Annotated in this window: 19 protein-coding genes; all 19 read left to right on the top strand. The window is 44.6% G+C overall.

What is annotated here, in order from left to right; translation table 11 throughout:
• Positions 1-12: 12 nt before the first annotated feature.
• The 19 genes from GMA13_RS05010 (at position 13) to GMA13_RS04920 (ending at position 17,506) form a co-directional block, all read left to right on the top strand.
• Positions 13-696, top strand: a complete 684-nt coding sequence (locus GMA13_RS05010; RefSeq protein WP_255883064.1) for a flavodoxin family protein — start codon at positions 13-15, stop codon at positions 694-696.
• A gap of 16 nt (positions 697-712) precedes the next feature.
• Entirely contained in the window at positions 713-1,126 is a 414-nt protein-coding gene (locus GMA13_RS05005) for an FMN-binding protein (protein WP_255883063.1), read from the top strand.
• A 261-nt stretch (positions 1,127-1,387) separates the two neighbouring features.
• The gene (locus GMA13_RS05000) at positions 1,388-1,627 is read left to right on the top strand and encodes a hypothetical protein (protein ID WP_255883062.1); all 240 of its coding nucleotides are present in this window, start codon (positions 1,388-1,390) and stop codon (positions 1,625-1,627) included.
• Between the two features lie 63 nt (positions 1,628-1,690).
• Positions 1,691-2,518: a CPBP family intramembrane glutamic endopeptidase gene (locus tag GMA13_RS04995; protein WP_255883061.1), complete on the top strand. Its 828-nt coding sequence runs from the start codon at positions 1,691-1,693 to the stop codon at positions 2,516-2,518.
• 60 nt (positions 2,519-2,578) lie between these two features.
• Positions 2,579-2,992: a pyridoxamine 5'-phosphate oxidase family protein gene (locus tag GMA13_RS04990; protein ID WP_255883060.1), complete on the top strand. Its 414-nt coding sequence runs from the start codon at positions 2,579-2,581 to the stop codon at positions 2,990-2,992.
• Between the two features lie 59 nt (positions 2,993-3,051).
• Positions 3,052-3,819 (top strand): CPBP family intramembrane glutamic endopeptidase, encoded by a 768-nt coding sequence (locus tag GMA13_RS04985; RefSeq protein ID WP_255883059.1) that lies wholly within the window; start codon positions 3,052-3,054, stop codon positions 3,817-3,819.
• 73 nt (positions 3,820-3,892) lie between these two features.
• A complete protein-coding gene (locus GMA13_RS04980; RefSeq protein WP_255883058.1) occupies positions 3,893-4,381 on the top strand; it encodes a hypothetical protein in 489 nt (162 codons plus the stop codon).
• A gap of 73 nt (positions 4,382-4,454) precedes the next feature.
• Complete coding sequence (locus tag GMA13_RS04975) at positions 4,455-5,441, top strand: CPBP family intramembrane glutamic endopeptidase (protein WP_255883057.1); 987 nt, start codon at positions 4,455-4,457, stop codon at positions 5,439-5,441.
• Positions 5,442-5,486: 45 nt separating this feature from the next.
• Complete coding sequence (locus tag GMA13_RS04970) at positions 5,487-5,618, top strand: hypothetical protein (RefSeq protein WP_255883056.1); 132 nt, start codon at positions 5,487-5,489, stop codon at positions 5,616-5,618.
• Between the two features lie 17 nt (positions 5,619-5,635).
• On the top strand, positions 5,636-6,358 hold the full coding sequence (locus GMA13_RS04965) for an alpha/beta fold hydrolase (protein ID WP_370687054.1): 723 nt from the start codon (positions 5,636-5,638) through the stop codon (positions 6,356-6,358).
• Positions 6,359-6,710: 352 nt separating this feature from the next.
• Entirely contained in the window at positions 6,711-7,403 is a 693-nt protein-coding gene (locus GMA13_RS04960) for a response regulator transcription factor (protein WP_255883054.1), read from the top strand.
• Positions 7,400-8,431, top strand: a complete 1,032-nt coding sequence (locus GMA13_RS04955; protein ID WP_255883053.1) for a sensor histidine kinase KdpD — start codon at positions 7,400-7,402, stop codon at positions 8,429-8,431. Before GMA13_RS04960 ends, GMA13_RS04955 begins: the two co-directional genes overlap by 4 nt.
• A 178-nt stretch (positions 8,432-8,609) precedes the next feature.
• A complete protein-coding gene (locus GMA13_RS04950) occupies positions 8,610-9,275 on the top strand; it encodes an ABC transporter ATP-binding protein (RefSeq protein WP_255883052.1) in 666 nt (221 codons plus the stop codon).
• Positions 9,276-9,289: 14 nt separating this feature from the next.
• Positions 9,290-11,707 carry an ABC transporter permease gene (locus GMA13_RS04945; RefSeq protein ID WP_255883051.1) on the top strand — a complete coding sequence of 806 codons (2,418 nt, stop codon included), beginning with the start codon at positions 9,290-9,292 and terminating at the stop codon, positions 11,705-11,707.
• Positions 11,708-11,960: 253 nt separating this feature from the next.
• On the top strand, positions 11,961-12,155 hold the full coding sequence (locus tag GMA13_RS04940; protein WP_255883050.1) for a cysteine-rich KTR domain-containing protein: 195 nt from the start codon (positions 11,961-11,963) through the stop codon (positions 12,153-12,155).
• 165 nt (positions 12,156-12,320) lie between these two features.
• Positions 12,321-12,635 carry a hypothetical protein gene (locus GMA13_RS04935; RefSeq protein ID WP_255883153.1) on the top strand — a complete coding sequence of 105 codons (315 nt, stop codon included), beginning with the start codon at positions 12,321-12,323 and terminating at the stop codon, positions 12,633-12,635.
• A 1-nt stretch (position 12,636) separates the two neighbouring features.
• Positions 12,637-12,849 (top strand): helix-turn-helix transcriptional regulator, encoded by a 213-nt coding sequence (locus tag GMA13_RS04930; protein WP_255883049.1) that lies wholly within the window; start codon positions 12,637-12,639, stop codon positions 12,847-12,849.
• Positions 12,850-12,876: 27 nt separating this feature from the next.
• A complete protein-coding gene (locus tag GMA13_RS04925; protein WP_255883048.1) occupies positions 12,877-15,537 on the top strand; it encodes a DEAD/DEAH box helicase in 2,661 nt (886 codons plus the stop codon).
• Positions 15,530-17,506 (top strand): site-specific DNA-methyltransferase, encoded by a 1,977-nt coding sequence (locus GMA13_RS04920; protein ID WP_255883046.1) that lies wholly within the window; start codon positions 15,530-15,532, stop codon positions 17,504-17,506. The genes GMA13_RS04925 and GMA13_RS04920 overlap by 8 nt, the downstream gene beginning before the upstream one ends.
• Positions 17,507-17,511: the final 5 nt, after the last annotated feature.

Genomic DNA, 17,511 nt, shown 5'->3' with positions numbered 1-17,511 from the left:
GAGATCTTAATCTTGAAGATTCTGGTTCTGAACGGCTCCCCAAAGCGGGAAAAAAGCGACACATTACACCTGACAAATGCATTTCTTACAGGCATGAAGGACTTTGCGGAGCAGGAGGTACATATCCTCCACGTCATCGACCGGCACATCGAGCCCTGCATGGGCTGCTTTTCCTGCAAGCGGGGCGGCGGCAAGTGCATCCATGGCGACGATATGCGGAAGATTTTAGAGGAAATTCTTTCTTCCGACCTGCTGATCTTCAGCTTTCCCCTCTACTGCTACGGGATGCCCGCGCCCCTGAAAAACCTGTTGGACCGCACCATGCCCCTGTCCACCCTGGCGATGGAGCGAGTGGACGGGCGCTATGAGCATACAGCCCAGGCGGACTTCTCCCATTTGCGGTATGTGATGATCTCCGGCTGCGGCTTCCCGGATGGGGAGAACAACTTCCGGGCCATGTGTCTGCAATTTCAGATGATGTTTCCAAACAATACCACCATGCTGACTGTGCCGGAAGCCCCCATGTTCAATGCGCCGGAAGCTGAGCCTGTGACAAAGCCCTTTTTGGAGCTGGTGCGGCAGGCAGGCCGGGAGTATGCCGAGACCAGGGAAATCTCAAAGGAAACCATGCAAAAGCTCTCTGTCCCCATGATCCCGGAGGAACAGTATGCGGCCATCTGCAACCAGACCCAGTGAGGAGGGGGAATTTCCGTTGAAGAAGAAAATACTTGCTGTGATTCTTTCAGCGGCTTTGATTGGAGCGGTAATATTTGGTATTCTCTATTTGAAGCAGGTTTCCGACTACAAAGACAACATCGCTTCTATTACTTTTGCGGCGATTGATTTGACCGCGGTGTCCGATGGAACCTACATCGGGAAATATGATGCGGGGATGATCAGCGCAAAGGTGCAGGTCACCGTGGAGGATCACGCGATCCGAGAAATCAAGCTGCTGGAGCACAAGAATGACAGGGGAGCACCCGCCGAATCTATCCTGGATCATATGGTCCAGGAACAGAAAACAGATGTGGACGCCGTAACGGGGGCCACAAACTCCAGCAAGGTGCTCCGGAAGGCTGTTGAAAATGCGCTCGCTATGGGGATGGAGGATGCAAGTGGAAGTTGAACAAAGAGGAAAATCGGAATTTGAAAGGGAGATGAAATTATGAATCATGAAGTTAAAAATGCTATAATGCTATTGAGAAATTTAAAGAAGTAAAAAATCTATTAAAAAATTTTACTGACAGAAATGAAGTCATAGAATATCTTGTTCATGAAACAAAACTATCAAAAGAAGAATGTTCTGCTGCATACGATATTATTATGAAAATTGAAGATTAAATTCCAGTTTATCGAGCCCATACAGGGAAGGGACAAGGTGTTATAAATGGAACAGAAAGACAGAATCATGCATAAAACAGTTGCGGCAATGTTTGTGCTGTTGTTGTTCTTTTGCGCACAAGGGGCAATTGTTGCTATCACAGGGATAGAGGGCGTTCCATCCGCCATGATAGGAGGAGCCATGGTCTGGAGCCTTGTGGCTGTCACCTTGATATATTACATAATCAGATACAAAGGAATCTCCAAACTCGGATTTCACGGTATAAAAAAAGGGGCGGTTGTATAGCGTTGATAAGATGAGCAAAGAAAACCACCGGTATGGGCAGTGGTTATTTTGGAGGAAAGAATTATGTGGAAAGAAAAAAATAGAAATGCACCTATTGTAGAATTTTTGGGTTGGGTATTGTTCCTCAGCCTTTTAGTAGAAGGAATATTGCTTCTTTTAGAACCATATTCAATTTCGTATATGAAAAACGGTGAGCTGACCGTTGGATATATGATATATGCAATCCTCGGTATGCTTGTTTCAACGCCATCTCCTGCGATTGCCTTGTTTATTACCTTGCGAAGAGCAGAAAAGATTACAGTAAAAGAGTATTTCAAACAGATCATACATACGCCGAAACCGTTAACAGCAGTTTTAGTTACGGGCTTATTCTGCGGAATTACTTTGATATTTGCATTGTGCTGCGGCACGCCCAACGGCTCACCGTGGTATATGATGCCGCTTGGCTTTCTTGTTATGATACCCTTTGTGGGCATGGCAGAAGAACCCGGCTGGCGTGGATTTTTACAACCCGAACTTGAAAAGAAATTCCCGTTTCCTATAGCAACCTCAATCACCGCTGTCATTTGGTACATATGGCATTTGCCGATATGGGTTATGCCGACCTCTAATCACTATGGCGATAGCTTGATAGGATTTGCTATTACAATTTTCGTTTGGGCATTTGTGGGAGCGGCGATTTATAAGGCAACAAAAAGCACTCTCGCTTGTGCCGTATATCACGCATTTATCGATTCTATTGGCGCGATATACGATTGGAACGCTTTATTTGACACATACCCAAAGACAAACGGAATGCTAATTTACTTTGGAATTGTTTTTGTGGCTGCAATCATTATCTGGGCAGTATTTGATATGAAAGAGAAAAATAAGGCGAAAAATACTTATTAAATATAAATTGTTAAATTCTGCTGTGCGGCGACAAAGCGGAATTTATATGGAGGTAATTCTATGACAAAGGAACAAGTTTTTGAATTTATCAAAGAGCAAAAAACAGCTATGATTTCATCTGTTGACGATAAAGGTTTTCCTAACACAAAGGCTATGCTTTCACCACGAAAAATTGATGGGAATGACTTCTATTTTACAACAAACACTTCTTCTATGAGAGTTGCACAGTATAACGCAAATGAAAAAGCGTGTATTTATTTTTATAAGCGTGGACGGTTCAGCTATATGGGCGTTATGCTTGTTGGTACAATGCAGGTGTTGACGGAACAAAGCATTAAGGACGAAATTTGGTGCACAGGTGATACAATGTTCTATAAGGAAGGCAAAACCGATCCTGACTATTGTGTTTTAAAGTTTGCGGCGCTAAAATGTAGAGTTTATAAAGACCTAAAAACAGTTTGGATTGATTTATAAATTCAATATTTATCCGGTAGTTGAACGAAGCGGAAAATCGGAAGTTGGAGAATTAGAACATGAATAAAAAGCAAATGACTGTCATGGTAATCTTAACATTGGTTTTAGCTTTTATGGACATATCCGGTCTGCCTGTGGTATTGTTTGTACATTGTAGCTTATCCGATGTGACGCCATATATCATTAGTCTGCTGTTAAATTTTCTGATCATAGGATTTTTCGCATGGCTTGTCCTGAGATCATTTGGAAAAGATTGGCCGCTCGGACTTCACGCTTCAAGGCTGGCAGAGGGATTAAAAAAGTACGCTTTTGCGGGCGTTGCAGCGGGTATTTTATCTTGCGTTACATTTATCATTGGGCTTGCACCTTTTGATTATCAGCCGAGTGTATGGAAAGTCCTGATTGAAGGCGTTTTATATTATTTCGGTGTAGCGATGATTGAGGAGCTATATGTCAGAGGCTTGTTCCTTAACATTGTTGACAAAATTGCTCACAAAAGGGAGAATCATGCGGTCATTGCCATATGGGTATCATCCGTCATTTTCGGATTGGGACATATTCCCGGTATGATTGGCATGGAGCCGCTTGTAATAATATTTAAAGTCATTTCGACGATCGGGATGGGCTTGTATTTTGGGGCGATATATAAAAGGACGAATAATCTGTGGGTGCCGATTATCCTGCATGCCTTTATTGATATATGCGCTCTGCCGTACTGTTTTACCACATTCAGCGGATATAAATCAATAAGCCTGATCGGGCTTGTTATCATATATACGCTATTAGGCATCTATAGCATCGTTCTGATGAAAACAGAGAAACGATAAATCGTTAAGGAAGGAATCGAAGATGGTGCAAACGAAAAAGCAGCCTTGAACTCTTTGATAAGGAGGCATCGAAATGAATCGCAAATTGATGAGCTCAATCGTGATGTTCGCTGTCGGGCTTGGATTGGGTATTGTTTCACGGTTATTGGATATCTACGCCCAGAACCTTGGGGAAGTCTTCTCGCAGATGGCAATATGGATATTGTTTGGTACACTAATTTCAATTTACAGTAAAACAGCGAAAAAAGCAGCATTGAATGTTTTTCCCTTCTGTGTGGGGATGTTAATAACCTATTATGCCGTTGCTGTGATGACGCAGGGAGTATATGGCACTAATTTCATTATCGGCTGGACACTGTTTGCTCTTTGTTCTCCTGTATTGGCAGTGCTGGCTTGGAATTCGAAAGAAAAGGGCATATTTCCAGGCGTGATCCGTATTGGAATTGTGGCAGTATCTGTTCTGTCATCCATTCTTCTGTTCGACCGGCTTAGAATATATGATCTCGTCATAGACGGAATGCTGGTTTATTTTCTGTTTTTCAAAAAAGTACAGAGACATTGAAAATAAAGATGAATGCCCTATGATAAACCGGTAAAAGCCAGACGCAGAGCCTACTATCCGAAAGGAGAGGGCTATGATGAGACGAAAGGTAAAGAGAGTTTTGATCCCGCTGTACCGGGGCGCTGCCCTTGGTGGCGCGGTAAATTCTTGCTTGAAGGCGGTGAAACAAAATACAATGTACTTTTTGAATAGGTTACATAAGAATTATAATCCTGCTGTTCTTTTGTATTTGACGATTATTTATGTATTTTCTTTCGGATTAGCTATATTAGAAAAGATATTTCAGACAGGACAGTTTTATACTATTTTGCAAACAGGTTTCACCGCTTTACCTGTTTTGGCTGCAATAATTGTCCAAAAAATAGTGGGAGAGCAAGGCAAAATCAAATTATCATTAAAGGTTTGGAAAAAGCCTAAAGCATGGATTTTTTCCGCATTTGCGCCTGCAATCACAATAGTTTTGGGAGCTGTATTATATTTTGTTGTGTTTAGTGGTGAATACAGCGGAGTGTTTGAACTTGGTAAGTTAATCGGCAATGATGCCCATATAGAAATAACTAATCCCATATTTTTTGCTATTGTGTGCATTATCATATCTGTTGTATTTGTTCCCATCCAACTCTTAGAGCTTGGTGAAGAAGTGGGTTGGCGTGGATATTTGCTGTGGTTTCAGGTTGAAAAATATGGTGAAAAGAAAGCTGTACTCATTAACGGAATAGAATGGGGTTTAGCACATCTACCATTAATATATCTCGGATTTAATTATAGCAATGATAATCCGGGTGCTCCGTGGACTAATATGATAATGATGATGTTACTGTGTGTTGTTATGGGAATTATATTCTCATATATCACATTAAAAACAGAAAACTGTATGTATGCGGCAATAATGCACGGTGTATTTAACATAATAGGAGAAATTCCGGTATTTTGTTCTTTATCATTGAAAAGTGGGTTACTGGGACCTAATCCGACAGGCTTGTTGTCTATGACATTTTTGATTTTATTGTCTGTAATTTTATTTATAAGATTAGGGAAAGACAAGAATAAAACCTTTTAAATTTGGCTGATATTTATAAAATAGTTTTGTAAGGACGCTTACGGAATGCTGAACCTGTCCGCCAAAAAGATCCCGGTGGTGCGGCTGATGGGACTGCCCAAAGGCCGGAAACGGTATCGCAATCCCTACATCACCGCGAAAGGCCTGACGCTGGAGAAGAAAGAAATCACGAATTGACGCGGTGGACGGTCAAGTTGGCGAAAGAACGAAAAATCGGAATCTGGAGTATTGATAGTATGGATATTGAACATTTTTACATTGAGAAGGGGCAGGGAAAACCCATATTTTTGCTTCACGGCAATGGCGAGAACAGCACCTATTTTCGGGGGCAGATAGACGCATTGGCTAAACATTATAAGGTATTTGCGATTGATACACGCGGACATGGAAAAACCCCAAGGGGCACAATGCCATTTACGATACGCCAATTTGCTGATGACTTGCTTGGTTTTATGGACAAACATCAGATTGAGAAGGCTCACATACTCGGCTTTTCAGATGGTGCAAACATAGCCATGATCTTTGCAATGCGGTATCCTGATCGTTTGGATCGATTGATTCTGAATGGAGCAAACCTAAACACAAGCGGCGTGAAGCGAACAACTCAAATTCCCATCGAAATCGGGTATAAAATCGCACGGAAATTCGCTGACAAAAATGATTCCGCGAAACAAAATGCTGAGATGCTTGGCCTGATGGTCAATGACCCGAATGTAATGCCGGAAGAGCTTACCAGCATATCAGCCAAAACCCTGGTAATCGCAGGAACAAAAGATATGATGAAGGCAGAACATACAAGGCTGATTGCAGCAAGTATTCCAAATTCAGAACTGGTTTTCATCAGTGGAAATCATTTTATTGCAAACAAAAAGCCCGAAGAATTCAACCGAGTCGTTCTTCAATTTTTACAGAGCTAACCGCCACTTTGTCGCGCTACCACAGCCCCGACATTTCCGCCTTCTGAATAGCGTCTATAAGGCAAAAGAGCGCTTCCATTGGGAAAACTGATGAAGGCGCTCTTTTATATCCCTTTAACGATTCTGAACACGGGGGTTCAAAAGGAGTTCATAATGTGATTGTATCAAATCTGCGGTCGGGATAGATGTAGTCAATGACATTTAGATTTGAGAGATGAGGATTAGTATGTCAAGAAGGAAAAAGATAATTGCAAGTAATATAGCTGGGGACAAAAGGTAGTTCGCTTTTTTGACCTTAATGGAAATCTTATGAGGTTGGTACACCAACATAGTATGTGTAGGAAGTGAGGATATGAAGCAGATTTTAATTGTCGAGGACGACAGTTTTTTGAATAAGATGTTAGCCTATAACCTGACTGCAGACGGTTACGTCGTGACCTCTGCCCTAAACGTCAGAACCGCCGTCGACGCTCTGCGCCAGCGGGAATTTGATTTGGTACTGCTGGACATCAACCTGCCGGACGGCAACGGCTTTGAACTGTGCAAGCTGATAAAGCCCCAGCACCCGGACACCATTGTGATTTTCCTGACCGCCAACGATCAGGAGAGCGACCAGATACGGGGCTATGAGGTGGGCGCGGTGGACTACATCACAAAGCCCTTTGTGATCAGTGCCTTGCAGCGGAAAATCAAAGCCATGTTCACCATGCTGGAACACCACAAACCGGCCAAGGACATTTACGACGACGGGCGGCTGTTTCTGGACTTCTCGGAGCAGACCGCTTCCCTGAACGGCAAGCCCCTGACTTTATCCCCGATGGAGTACAAAATGCTGAACCTGTTCCGTAAAAATCCCCGGCAAGTGCTGACCCGTGGGCAGCTTTTGGAAAAACTGTGGGATATAGACGAGAGGTTCGTGGACGAACACACCCTGACAACCTCCATCAGCCGGATTCGCAGCAAGATTGAATCCGATGGCGGCGCACCCTACATCAAGACCGTTTACGGCATGGGCTATCAATGGACGGGAGGCGAGGCAAAATGAAGTTCAATCACCTCTCGATAAAGCGGTTGTTTGGCCGTGTGGCAATGGGGCTTGTCCTCTCCATGTCCGGGATTACCATAGCCCTGTTTCTTGTGACAAAACAGATGGCGGTGCTGCTGACTGGCGGGGTGCTGCTGCTGTGCGCCCTTGTGGGGATTTTTGTACTGACGCAGGCGTTTGGAAAGCGGCTGTCCCTGTTTACCGCTGACCTGTGCCAGACTTTGGACCATATGATCGCCGGGAATGAAGCGCCCCAGCGCCCAGAGGACAGCGAAACCCAGCTTGCCAGAATCGGACACCGACTGGCGAGGCTCTATCAGATCATGCAGGAGAACCGCCGCAGGGTGGACGAGGAGCGGCAGGAGTTACAGGCCCTTGTATCAGATATTTCCCATCAGGTGAAAACGCCGGTAAGCAATCTGAAAATGGCAACGGACACCCTGCTGGAAAAGCCCATGACCGAGGCGGAGCGCACCGACTTTATCCGGGGAATCCGCACACAGACGGATAAGCTGGACTTTCTCTTTCAGGCCCTTGTGAAAACCTCCCGGTTGGAAACGGGCGTGATCCAGTTGGATAAGAAACCGGGCCGCCTCTTTGATACCGTGGCGCAGGCCATGAGTGGGATCGTGTATGCGGCGGAGAAAAAGGAAATCGCCGTGTCCGTAGACTGCCCAGAGGATTTGACCGTGTCCCATGACAGCAAGTGGACATCCGAAGCCCTCTTTAATCTGCTGGACAATGCGGTGAAGTACACCCCGGCGGGCGGGAAAATCACGGTGTCGGTGGTGCCGTGGGAAATGTATGCACAGATCAAAGTAGCCGACACCGGCAAGGGTATTTCAGAAAGCAATCAGGCCGCCATTTTCCGGCGCTTCTATCGTGAGGAAGAAGTACACGATGAGCCAGGCGTGGGCATTGGTCTGTATTTGGCCCGCGAGATCGTAACGCGGCAGGGCGGCTATATCAAAGTGGTTTCGGAGCTGGGGAAAGGTTCGGAATTTTCCATCATGCTTCCTGCAAAATAGAACGCGGAGGACGGCCATTCCCGGCTGCCCGCCGTAAATTTTTTTGAAATGTCCGAGTATTGTAACATTTCACCCTGATTTTCGATGAATTTTTTCGGCCGCTGTAACATTTCAAGGACATTTGGGTTTTACAATACCCTTATCAACAGGCAGGAAGCCTTGAAAGGAGTTTTTGAATATGAGTGTTTTACAGACTATCGACTTGAAAAAGTATTATGGCACAAAGTCGAACATTACCCGCGCCCTTGACGGCGTGAATTTCGACCTGGAGGACGGCGAATTTGTGGCTGTTGTCGGGACCTCCGGCAGCGGAAAGTCCACCCTGCTTCACATGATGGGCGGGCTGGACACCCCTACCAGCGGAACCGTGATCGTCCGGGGTGAAGAACTGGCAAAAAAGAACGATGAACAGCTTACCATCTTCCGCCGCCGCAACATCGGCTTTATCTTCCAGAACTATAACCTTGTTCCCATTTTGAATGTGTATGAGAACATCGTCCTGCCGGTGGAACTGGACGGGGACACGGTGGATCGGAAGTTTTTAGACGAGATCGTTCACCTGCTGGGTCTGGAAAACAGACTAAAAAATATGCCGAACAATCTTTCCGGTGGACAACAGCAGCGTGTGGCGATTGCCCGTGCCCTGATTACCAAACCAGCTATCGTGCTGGCCGACGAGCCGACAGGCAACCTTGACAGCAAGACCAGCGCCGAGGTGCTGGGGCTTATCAAGCGCACCAGCGCGGAATTCCGCCAGACCGTTGTAATGATTACCCACAACAATGATATTGCCCGACTTGCAGATAGGATTATTCGCATTGAGGACGGCAAAATTGTGGAGTAAGGAGGTGGCAGACTATGACATGGCCTTTTGAGAATGATACCAACGCCATTATAAAGAAACTGGCGAAAGCTGACCTAAAGGAACATAAGCTCAAGACTTTAATCACTGCAATTATTATTGTAATTGCGACTTGCCTAATGGCAACCGTCTTTTCTATTTTAGTAAATGACGCACTGAAACAATCCACACAAGCACCTTATCATGCTATGTTTCGTGCTGTGAGCGAAGATACGAAAAACAAGTTGCAGACCGATCATGATTTTGAAGCAGTTGGTGTTTATAAAACCTTTGGTAATATTGTGAACAGTGACGGGCGCACTGATCTGGCATACATGGATGATCCGGCAATGTCCTTTTTGGGCTTTGAACTGATGGATGGAAACCTACCACAAAGCAACACGGAGGTACTTGTATCTGAAACTTATCTGTCTATTCACAAATTGGCATTAGGTGATACATTTTCCTTTGAATATGCAGACACTTTGACAAACGAATTGAAAGAAAACTCATTTACTGTTTGCGGTATTATCCGAAACGAAACACAGGAAAAAGGGAAACAGTTTTATATTCTGACATCTGATTGTTTCCGTACAGAATACGCCGGGCAGTACAACGATCTTTCTTTAACTTACAGCACGCAAACCGCATCGACTGTTGATCTATTAGTTTCACTTAATTCGGAAAAAGCCGATATGAGTCCTGACACTCAAAAAGATTTCTTGAAAAGTAAAGGTGAAGCTGAAGGCATTAAAGATTTTGACATCATACTAAATGACAAATATATTGATGGAATCTATATTGATGGTGCTGTGGCGGTCGGTATTATCTTTTTTACGATATTCATTATGTTCGCCAGCAGCTTTGTAATTTACAGTATTTTTTATATTTCTATTGTCAATTCGATGCCTATGTATGCCCAGTTTATTTCGTTAGGAACGACGAAAAAACAGTTGCGTTACTTTTTGAAAATGCAGGGGAATTTACTGGCATTACGATTTATCCCTTTGGGAGCATTGATTTCTATTTTGATTGTCGTTATTCTCTCTGGGGTACGATGGATTTTATATGATATGGCGATTGTTTTATTGTCTGGTTTCTTGATTTTTGCTGTTATCAAGTTCGCTTTAAGAAAGCCAGCGAAACTTCTTGCCAAAACTTCTCCTATTGAAGCGATGAAATTTCAAGGGGAAAAGGCCGGACAAGAACACAAAACATTGAAGCGGATTACACCAAACACTTTGGCGCAAAGCAATCTGAAAATGAATCAGAAGAAAAACCGTATGTCAATTATTTCATTAAGCATTAGTGGAACCTTGATGATTGCGTTAGCTATCCTCATTTCTTCCATCAATCTTCCAGCTATGTTACGGCAAAGCTATCCATTAGACGAGAATTTCCAGATCGGCATACAGATGGATAACTTTTATGAGCGTTTTCCGACTATCATTCAAGACAATCCTCTATCAGAGGATTTGCAGGCACAAATATATAAAATCCCCGGCGTAGAAAAGATTGTATTGGATGGATGTGTCGTGGGCCGCTTAGTAGAATCCAAAGTTGTCTACGATTTGCCAGAGGACAATTTAGAAATTGTAAACAGTCTATCACCAGAACTTGTTGCTAATGCAAGTGAACTTGTGGACGGTACGATCAATTATGATGAAGTCGGTCTGGACGGCATCGTTGTCAATAAATACCGTACAGATCGAAGTGATACAAACTATGGCGATTTGAAAATTGGGGATACACTGTTATTCCATTTTGATGTTGCCGGACAAACCACCCAAAAAACTTTTACCGTTGCCGGGATTGCTTACTTCCCATCAACAGGGCTGTTCTATTGTACCAGCGAAGCAATAGCAGAAATTTCCCCTTATAATAATACATCACATTTATCCGTTTTTTGTGACCCAAATTATAAGGAATCTGTTCAAGATGGGATCATGGCGCTTATAAGCGGAAATCCAAATTTGAGGCTCAGAATTTACGATGAAGAATTTTCTACAATCAGAGGATTTATAAAGGCAACCACAAGCAGTCTGTACGGTATCTCTGCATTTGTAATTCTTTTCGGGTTATTAAATATGGTGAATATGCTAATCAGCAGCGCTATTGTCCGTAAACGGGAATTTGCTCTTTTGCAGGCAGTCGGAATGACAAATCAGCAGCTAAGAAAAATGCTTTACCGAGAGGGAATGAGTATTAGTGTAAAGTCTGCAGTATTGGCAACCTTTTTGGGCGTTACAGTAGGTGCCCTGCTATGTTATTTGGCAAATAAGGTATTGGCCATGAAATTTATCCTTTTTGAGTTTAATATATTCCCGATTCTTTTATTCTCTATTTTGCTTGTCGGATTACAGGTTTGCATTAGCTATGGAGTTAGCCGATCCATTGAGAAAGATACTTTGGTGGAACGGTTGAGAACGGAATAGTAACTGTATGGAATCAGCGGGGCGGCGTGTGCTACCCCGCTTTTTTCGCCATTTCTCAAAGAAATTTTTGAAATATCCGAGCTTTGTAACAATTCAGCCTGCTTTTTTGTTGAAATCAAAGTCACCTCGGACATTTGTGTAACATTTTTAGTTTATGCTTGTGGTAAATCAATTGGAGGTGAGGAAACATGAAAAAGATACCGCTGATCGTCGACAGCGACACTTATAACTATTTATGAAGGTAGGTGGTAAATTGAAGCAAACAGATTGGATACGGTGTCCTGTTTGTGGGGACAAAACCCGTGATAGAATACGGGAAGATACGGTTTTAAAGAATTATCCTCTTTACTGCCCAAAATGCAAGCAGGAAAGTTTAATTGACGCAAAGGACTTAAAAGTTACCGTTATCAAAGAGCCGGATGCAGGTACAGAGCTGATGAACTTGTGAGAAATCACAGTTTGTCGGCTCTGTTCATTTGATGAGAAAAAACAGTGGATAGAGCAAACAAAGATGGCAAATGGTGACCGGCAATCCCAACCATTGCAAAAGAATTGAAGCCGTCGCAGTCTACTGTGTGCAGAGCGCTGCGGAATTTGAGGAAAGCAGGACTCCTTGAAACTGAGCAGAGATACCGCACCAAAGGCGGTAAAAGCAGCCTGCTTTATAAAATCCGTATTCATTGGCGAAACGAAAAATACACCTGCCGCCAAGAGGGTTCTATGCCCTTTTGGTGACAGGTGGTACCTGTCATCATGGCAGGAGAAAGTGAACCTCCACCTGAAAACAGATTTCAGCAGAAAAGAAAGAGAACAGCCTAATTCTACAAAAATATTTCTTTTAGCATATAAACTGTTGAAAATCGGCAGAAATTATGCTATAATATTATATCAACATTTATTTTCGGATTTTATTGCAACGAGGTGCTGAAATGAAAATCAGTTATAAGAAGCTGTGGAAGCTCCTAATCGATAAAGACATGAAAAAGAAAGAGCTAATGGAAAAAGCTTCAATTAGCACAACTTCAATACGCAGACTTAACAATAGTGAAAGCGTAACAATCGAAATCCTCGGACGCATCTGTAAGGTGTTGAATTGTACGCTGGACGATATTTGCGAATTTATCGATACAGACGAAGAATAGGCAAATCATTTGAAAGGAAACAAACAGATGTACCCGACACCCTTCCACGCATATTATGCAGCAAGGCTTTTGGAAAATCTGCCGCAAGAGGATAAGCTCGTTCCTGTTTATGCCTCATCTGATATTCAGGTCTATCCTTTTCAGGTTGCGGCGGCCAGCTTTGCCATGCGCTCCCCTTACCAAAAGGGAGTCATCCTGTGCGATGAAGCGGGAATGGGAAAAACACATGAGGCCATGCTTGTCGTGGTGCAAAAGTGGCTGGAAGGAATAAATCGAATTTTTATTGCCGTTCCCAACGCCGATTTGCTTATGCAGTGGATCGATACGCTTGACCGCTGCTATACCGTCCCTTATATTGTGCTGACCGACCGTGAAGATTGGGAGCAAAATGTGTCGGATGAAAATTCAAATGCCTTTGAACAGAATGCGGTTATCTTAACCACCTTTGATTTTTTAGCGGATCAGCAAGCGGCCGCAAAAGAAATCAAATGGGATCTGACAGTCTTTGAGGAAGCCAATGCCCTATCCTCTGTCAGTAATGAGGATAACCGGCAGGCGAAAATTCTCAAGGATGTTGCAGAGGATTCATTCAAAATTCTGCTGACCGGAACGCCTATTGAGAAGAATATCATGGACTTGTACGGTCTCATGTATTTTATTGATGAAACCGTCCTGCCGGACGCCGAAACCTATATGAAGCGGTATCTGAGAAGGCCGGAGAACTACCCTGAGCTTGCCGAAAGAGTGAGCAAATACTGCTTCCGAACCCTGCGCTCACAGGCAAAGCAGTATGCCAAGATACCCGAACGAATCCTTGTTACACTGGAATATACACCCTCTGCCAAAGAGCAAAAGCTGTACGATTTACTGTACGCTTATGTGAACAAAGATAAAAAGCTCGCCTTCCCCGAAATGAGCAGCTATGATCTTGCCCTGCGTTTGCTCGGCCTGCAAAGCTCCTCGACGGCTGCCATTTTGCAGACGATCAAGGGCGTTATCAAGCGGCTGGAACATCTGCCGAACGCTGAGGATGAACTGAGCGAATTCAGAGAGATGGAATTGCTTGCCGAAAGCATCGAAACGGATGAGAAAGCAAAGCTTCTCCTTAAATTTTTAAATAAAATTATGCCCCTCCTTCGCAAATTGGGCGCCGGTAAAAAAGCGGTGATTTTCACCGAAAGCGTAGAAACACAAAAGGTTTTATACGCTCTGCTGAAGGAGAAATATGAGACGCAGGTCTACAACGGCTCTGCCGATTACTCCGCCATCCGGGCGTTTAAGGAACACGGCGAAATCCTGCTCTCCACCGACAATGGCGCGAGAGGCTTTGACCTTCAGGAATCCGCCCTTGTGATGAACTACGATCTGCTGTATAACACGCTGAAAATGGAACAGCGGATCGACCGCTGTCACCGGCTGGATCAGCAGAACGATGTGCTGGCGGTCGCCTTTATCAATAAGAACAATTTTGCCGATGTGCGCAAGCTGGAGCTTGTCAATAAACGCTTTCTTGTATCAGACGGGGTGTTCGGCGTGTCCGATGCGGTAATCGGCGGCTTTACCGATGATTTGAACGCTGCTGTCAGCGAATTTGCTGAGAAGGCCCGCACGAAGGAGCAGATACAAAGCGATTATCTCGCCACTCTCGATGAGCATCATCAGGAGAACAGGCAGTTGGTATCCGACGCCGAGGACATCCTGTTTACCACCTTTACAAGAGAGCTTGCGGGTAAAGTGAAGATCACGCCGCAGTACGCGGCAGAAAAAGCCAAAGACATCAGCAACAAGCTGTGGGAGCTTGTCAAGTATTTTTTTGAGCAGTACAACGCAGAGCATACGGACTGCTATTATGAAATCAATGAGGAAGAACAGACGGTAACAGCCGCCAACTATGACGAGCTTCCTACGCTGTTTTACTACTGGTCTAACGGCGGCAGCCGGAAATATAAGAGTCAAAAGAAATACGGCATGTCTCCCGATTTCAAGCCCCGGTATGGGCGGATCACCCTTTCGAGCATTTTAGGGCAAGGAATTTTGCACCATCTTGAATGCGCCGATGACGGAGCGATTGTGGTAGATTCAGACATAGAAACCTGCCATATCGCGCTTTATACGGTTGAAATCAAGCCGCATGGCAAGGAATACAGCGTACCTGTCGGCATAACCGAATCCGGCAGAACGCTGTCGGAGGATGAATGCCGGAAAATCCTCTCGCTTCCTGTTGTGCGCTGTACAGAGGGCGAACATAAATCTCCGCATTGGCTTAAATCGACCGGCAGGTTCAATTATCATAAGCTTGACTACTGCGTGAATACGGACGAGCTTTTGGAAAAGGAAACCGAACAGCTAACCCCGCTGCAGGCGGAGAAAATTGACCAAATGAAGCTGCAAACGGCAAAAAGCAAAGCTGCTCTGAGCCGCGCCGTGGATGAATTGGAAAAGCAGGTCAGGACAATGGAAAACGAGCTTGGCGCAACCGATGACAGGCTGACCAAGCTAAAGCTGCAAAAGCAGATAAACCTGATCCAAAAGGAATTCATGCAGAAGCAGGAAACGCAGTTTTTTGAGGAAATGCAGCTTGATTTGAAGCTGGAAAAAGACATTGAAGAATTTATGGGAAAAGAGAAACCAACGGCAAAAACGACAAGGGACTTTATCATAAAAGTGGAGGGCAAAAACAATGGATAAGCTGGATGGAATGAGCATGGATATTGAGCAGACAGAAAAGGAAAAATTAAAGGCTGTTTTTCCGCAGTGCTTTGCGGAGGGCAAGCTGGATATTGACAAGCTGCTTTCCCTGTGCGGTGAATACATCGACAATGATTTTGAAAAATACAAATTCGAGTGGCATGGAAAGACTGAAAGTCTGCGATTGGCGCAAAAGCGTTCCACTGGCACGCTCCGCCCATGCCCGGAGGAAAGCGTTCATTTTGACGATACCCAAAATCTCTACATAGAGGGCGACAACCTGGAAGTCCTCAAGCTGCTGCAAACCTCCTACTACCGCAAGGTGAAGATGATCTATATCGATCCGCCCTACAACACCGGTAACGACTTTGTCTATGCCGATGACTTTGCCGATCCGATGGCGCGGTATAAGGAAGTCACACAGCAGACCACGAAATCCAATCCCGAAACCATGGGCAGATACCATACGAACTGGCTGAACATGATGTATCCCCGCCTGCGTTTGGCCGCGAATTTGCTTCGGGATGACGGTGTGATCTTTATCAGCATAGATGATAATGAGGTCACCAATCTGCGTAAGGTTTGTGATGAAGTATTTGGCGAGGAAAACTATGTCGCCACACTTGTATACGATAAGAATCGGAAAAATGACGCTAAATATTTTTCCGTTGGTCATGAATATATGCTCGTATACTTTAAAAGCGCAGCTACAATTAATGAACTTGGTCTTATCTTCCGCGCCAATAAAGAAGGTATCGATGAAGTCAAAAAGGAGTTTGATCGCCTTAGAAAGCTATACAATGATGATTGGGATAAGGTTAATGAAGGCTTGAAGGCTTTGTATGCTTCATGGGATAAGGATGATGAACGCAAGCCGTTGGCACGCTTTACAAAGGTAGATGAACATGGCCCGTATAGAGATGACGGAAATATCAGTTGGCCCGGCGGCGGTGGCCCTAAATATCCAGTAATACATCCAGTAACAGGAAAGCCTTGTAAGGTACCCGATGCAGGATGGAGATTCCCTAATCCCGAAAGAATGCAAGAAGAAATCAACAATGGCAGAGTTGTATTTGGAGCAGATGAAACTACTCTGCCGCGAATCAGACGCAATTTATTTGAATCTGATAAACAAGTTATGCGTAGCGTAACCTTCAGCTATGCGCAAACTGCGACATTAGAGTTTATAAAAATATTTGATAATGCACGAGTATTTGAAAATCCCAAAAGTGTTGATGATCTAAAGAAGTTGGTTGAATATGTGACTTCTAAGGATGACAACGACGTCATCCTCGATTTCTTCTCCGGCTCCGCCACCACCGCCCATGCGGTGATGCAGCTCAATGCCGAGGACGGCGGCTGCCGCCGCTTCATCTGTGTGCAGCTTCCCGAACTGTGCGACGAAAAGAGCGAAGCCTATAAAGCAGGCTACAAGAACATCTGCGAAATCGGAAAGGAACGCATCCGCCGGGCAGGCGCCAAAATCCTTGCAGAAGCAGAAGAAGCAAACCGTCAGGTCAAACTGGGCGAGGAAGAAAAGCCCCTGCCGGATGTGGGATTCAAGGTGTTTAAGCTGGATACCTCCAATATCAAGCTGTGGGACGGAACGCCCGTGAGCGAAGAAGATTATCAGATTGTGCTTAACCGCATGAACGACATGATCGACAGCATCAAGAATGACCGGACAGATATGGATGTGGTCTATGAAATCATGCTCAAAATGGGCGTGCCGCTGACCTATCCCGTTCTGCCGATTGAAATTGACGGCGTGAAAGCCTACTCCGTAGGCGAGGACGGTCTGCTGATGATCTGCCTTGATGCAGGGATCACCACCGAAACCATCGAGCAGTTGGCGGATTATGCTCCGGCGAAAATCATCATTGCAGAAAGCTGCTTTGCCGATGTATCTGCCATGCGCAATGCGCACTATGTTCTGCGGGATCGCAAGATTGAGCTGAAACTGATATAAAGGCG

This window comes from Ruminococcus sp. zg-924, from assembly GCF_024433635.1.
In the GTDB taxonomy this organism is placed as follows: Bacteria; Bacillota; Clostridia; order Oscillospirales; family Acutalibacteraceae; genus UBA7067.
This window is presented reverse-complemented; position numbering and strand designations above follow the sequence as displayed.

Excerpts from the sequence above, each read along its gene's own strand:
- GMA13_RS05000 (WP_255883062.1), top strand. The coding sequence starts at position 1,388 with ATGGAACAGAAAGACAGAATCATGCATAAAACAGTTGCGGCAATGTTT.
- GMA13_RS04995 (WP_255883061.1), top strand. The coding sequence starts at position 1,691 with ATGTGGAAAGAAAAAAATAGAAATGCACCTATTGTAGAATTTTTGGGT.
- GMA13_RS04990 (WP_255883060.1), top strand. The coding sequence starts at position 2,579 with ATGACAAAGGAACAAGTTTTTGAATTTATCAAAGAGCAAAAAACAGCT.
- GMA13_RS04985 (WP_255883059.1), top strand. The coding sequence starts at position 3,052 with ATGAATAAAAAGCAAATGACTGTCATGGTAATCTTAACATTGGTTTTA.
- GMA13_RS04980 (WP_255883058.1), top strand. The coding sequence starts at position 3,893 with ATGAATCGCAAATTGATGAGCTCAATCGTGATGTTCGCTGTCGGGCTT.
- GMA13_RS04975 (WP_255883057.1), top strand. The coding sequence starts at position 4,455 with ATGATGAGACGAAAGGTAAAGAGAGTTTTGATCCCGCTGTACCGGGGC.
- GMA13_RS04970 (WP_255883056.1), top strand. The coding sequence starts at position 5,487 with ATGCTGAACCTGTCCGCCAAAAAGATCCCGGTGGTGCGGCTGATGGGA.
- GMA13_RS04960 (WP_255883054.1), top strand. The coding sequence starts at position 6,711 with ATGAAGCAGATTTTAATTGTCGAGGACGACAGTTTTTTGAATAAGATG.
- GMA13_RS04955 (WP_255883053.1), top strand. The coding sequence starts at position 7,400 with ATGAAGTTCAATCACCTCTCGATAAAGCGGTTGTTTGGCCGTGTGGCA.
- GMA13_RS04950 (WP_255883052.1), top strand. The coding sequence starts at position 8,610 with ATGAGTGTTTTACAGACTATCGACTTGAAAAAGTATTATGGCACAAAG.
- GMA13_RS04945 (WP_255883051.1), top strand. The coding sequence starts at position 9,290 with ATGACATGGCCTTTTGAGAATGATACCAACGCCATTATAAAGAAACTG.
- GMA13_RS04930 (WP_255883049.1), top strand. The coding sequence starts at position 12,637 with ATGAAAATCAGTTATAAGAAGCTGTGGAAGCTCCTAATCGATAAAGAC.
- GMA13_RS04925 (WP_255883048.1), top strand. The coding sequence starts at position 12,877 with ATGTACCCGACACCCTTCCACGCATATTATGCAGCAAGGCTTTTGGAA.
- GMA13_RS04920 (WP_255883046.1), top strand. The coding sequence starts at position 15,530 with ATGGATAAGCTGGATGGAATGAGCATGGATATTGAGCAGACAGAAAAG.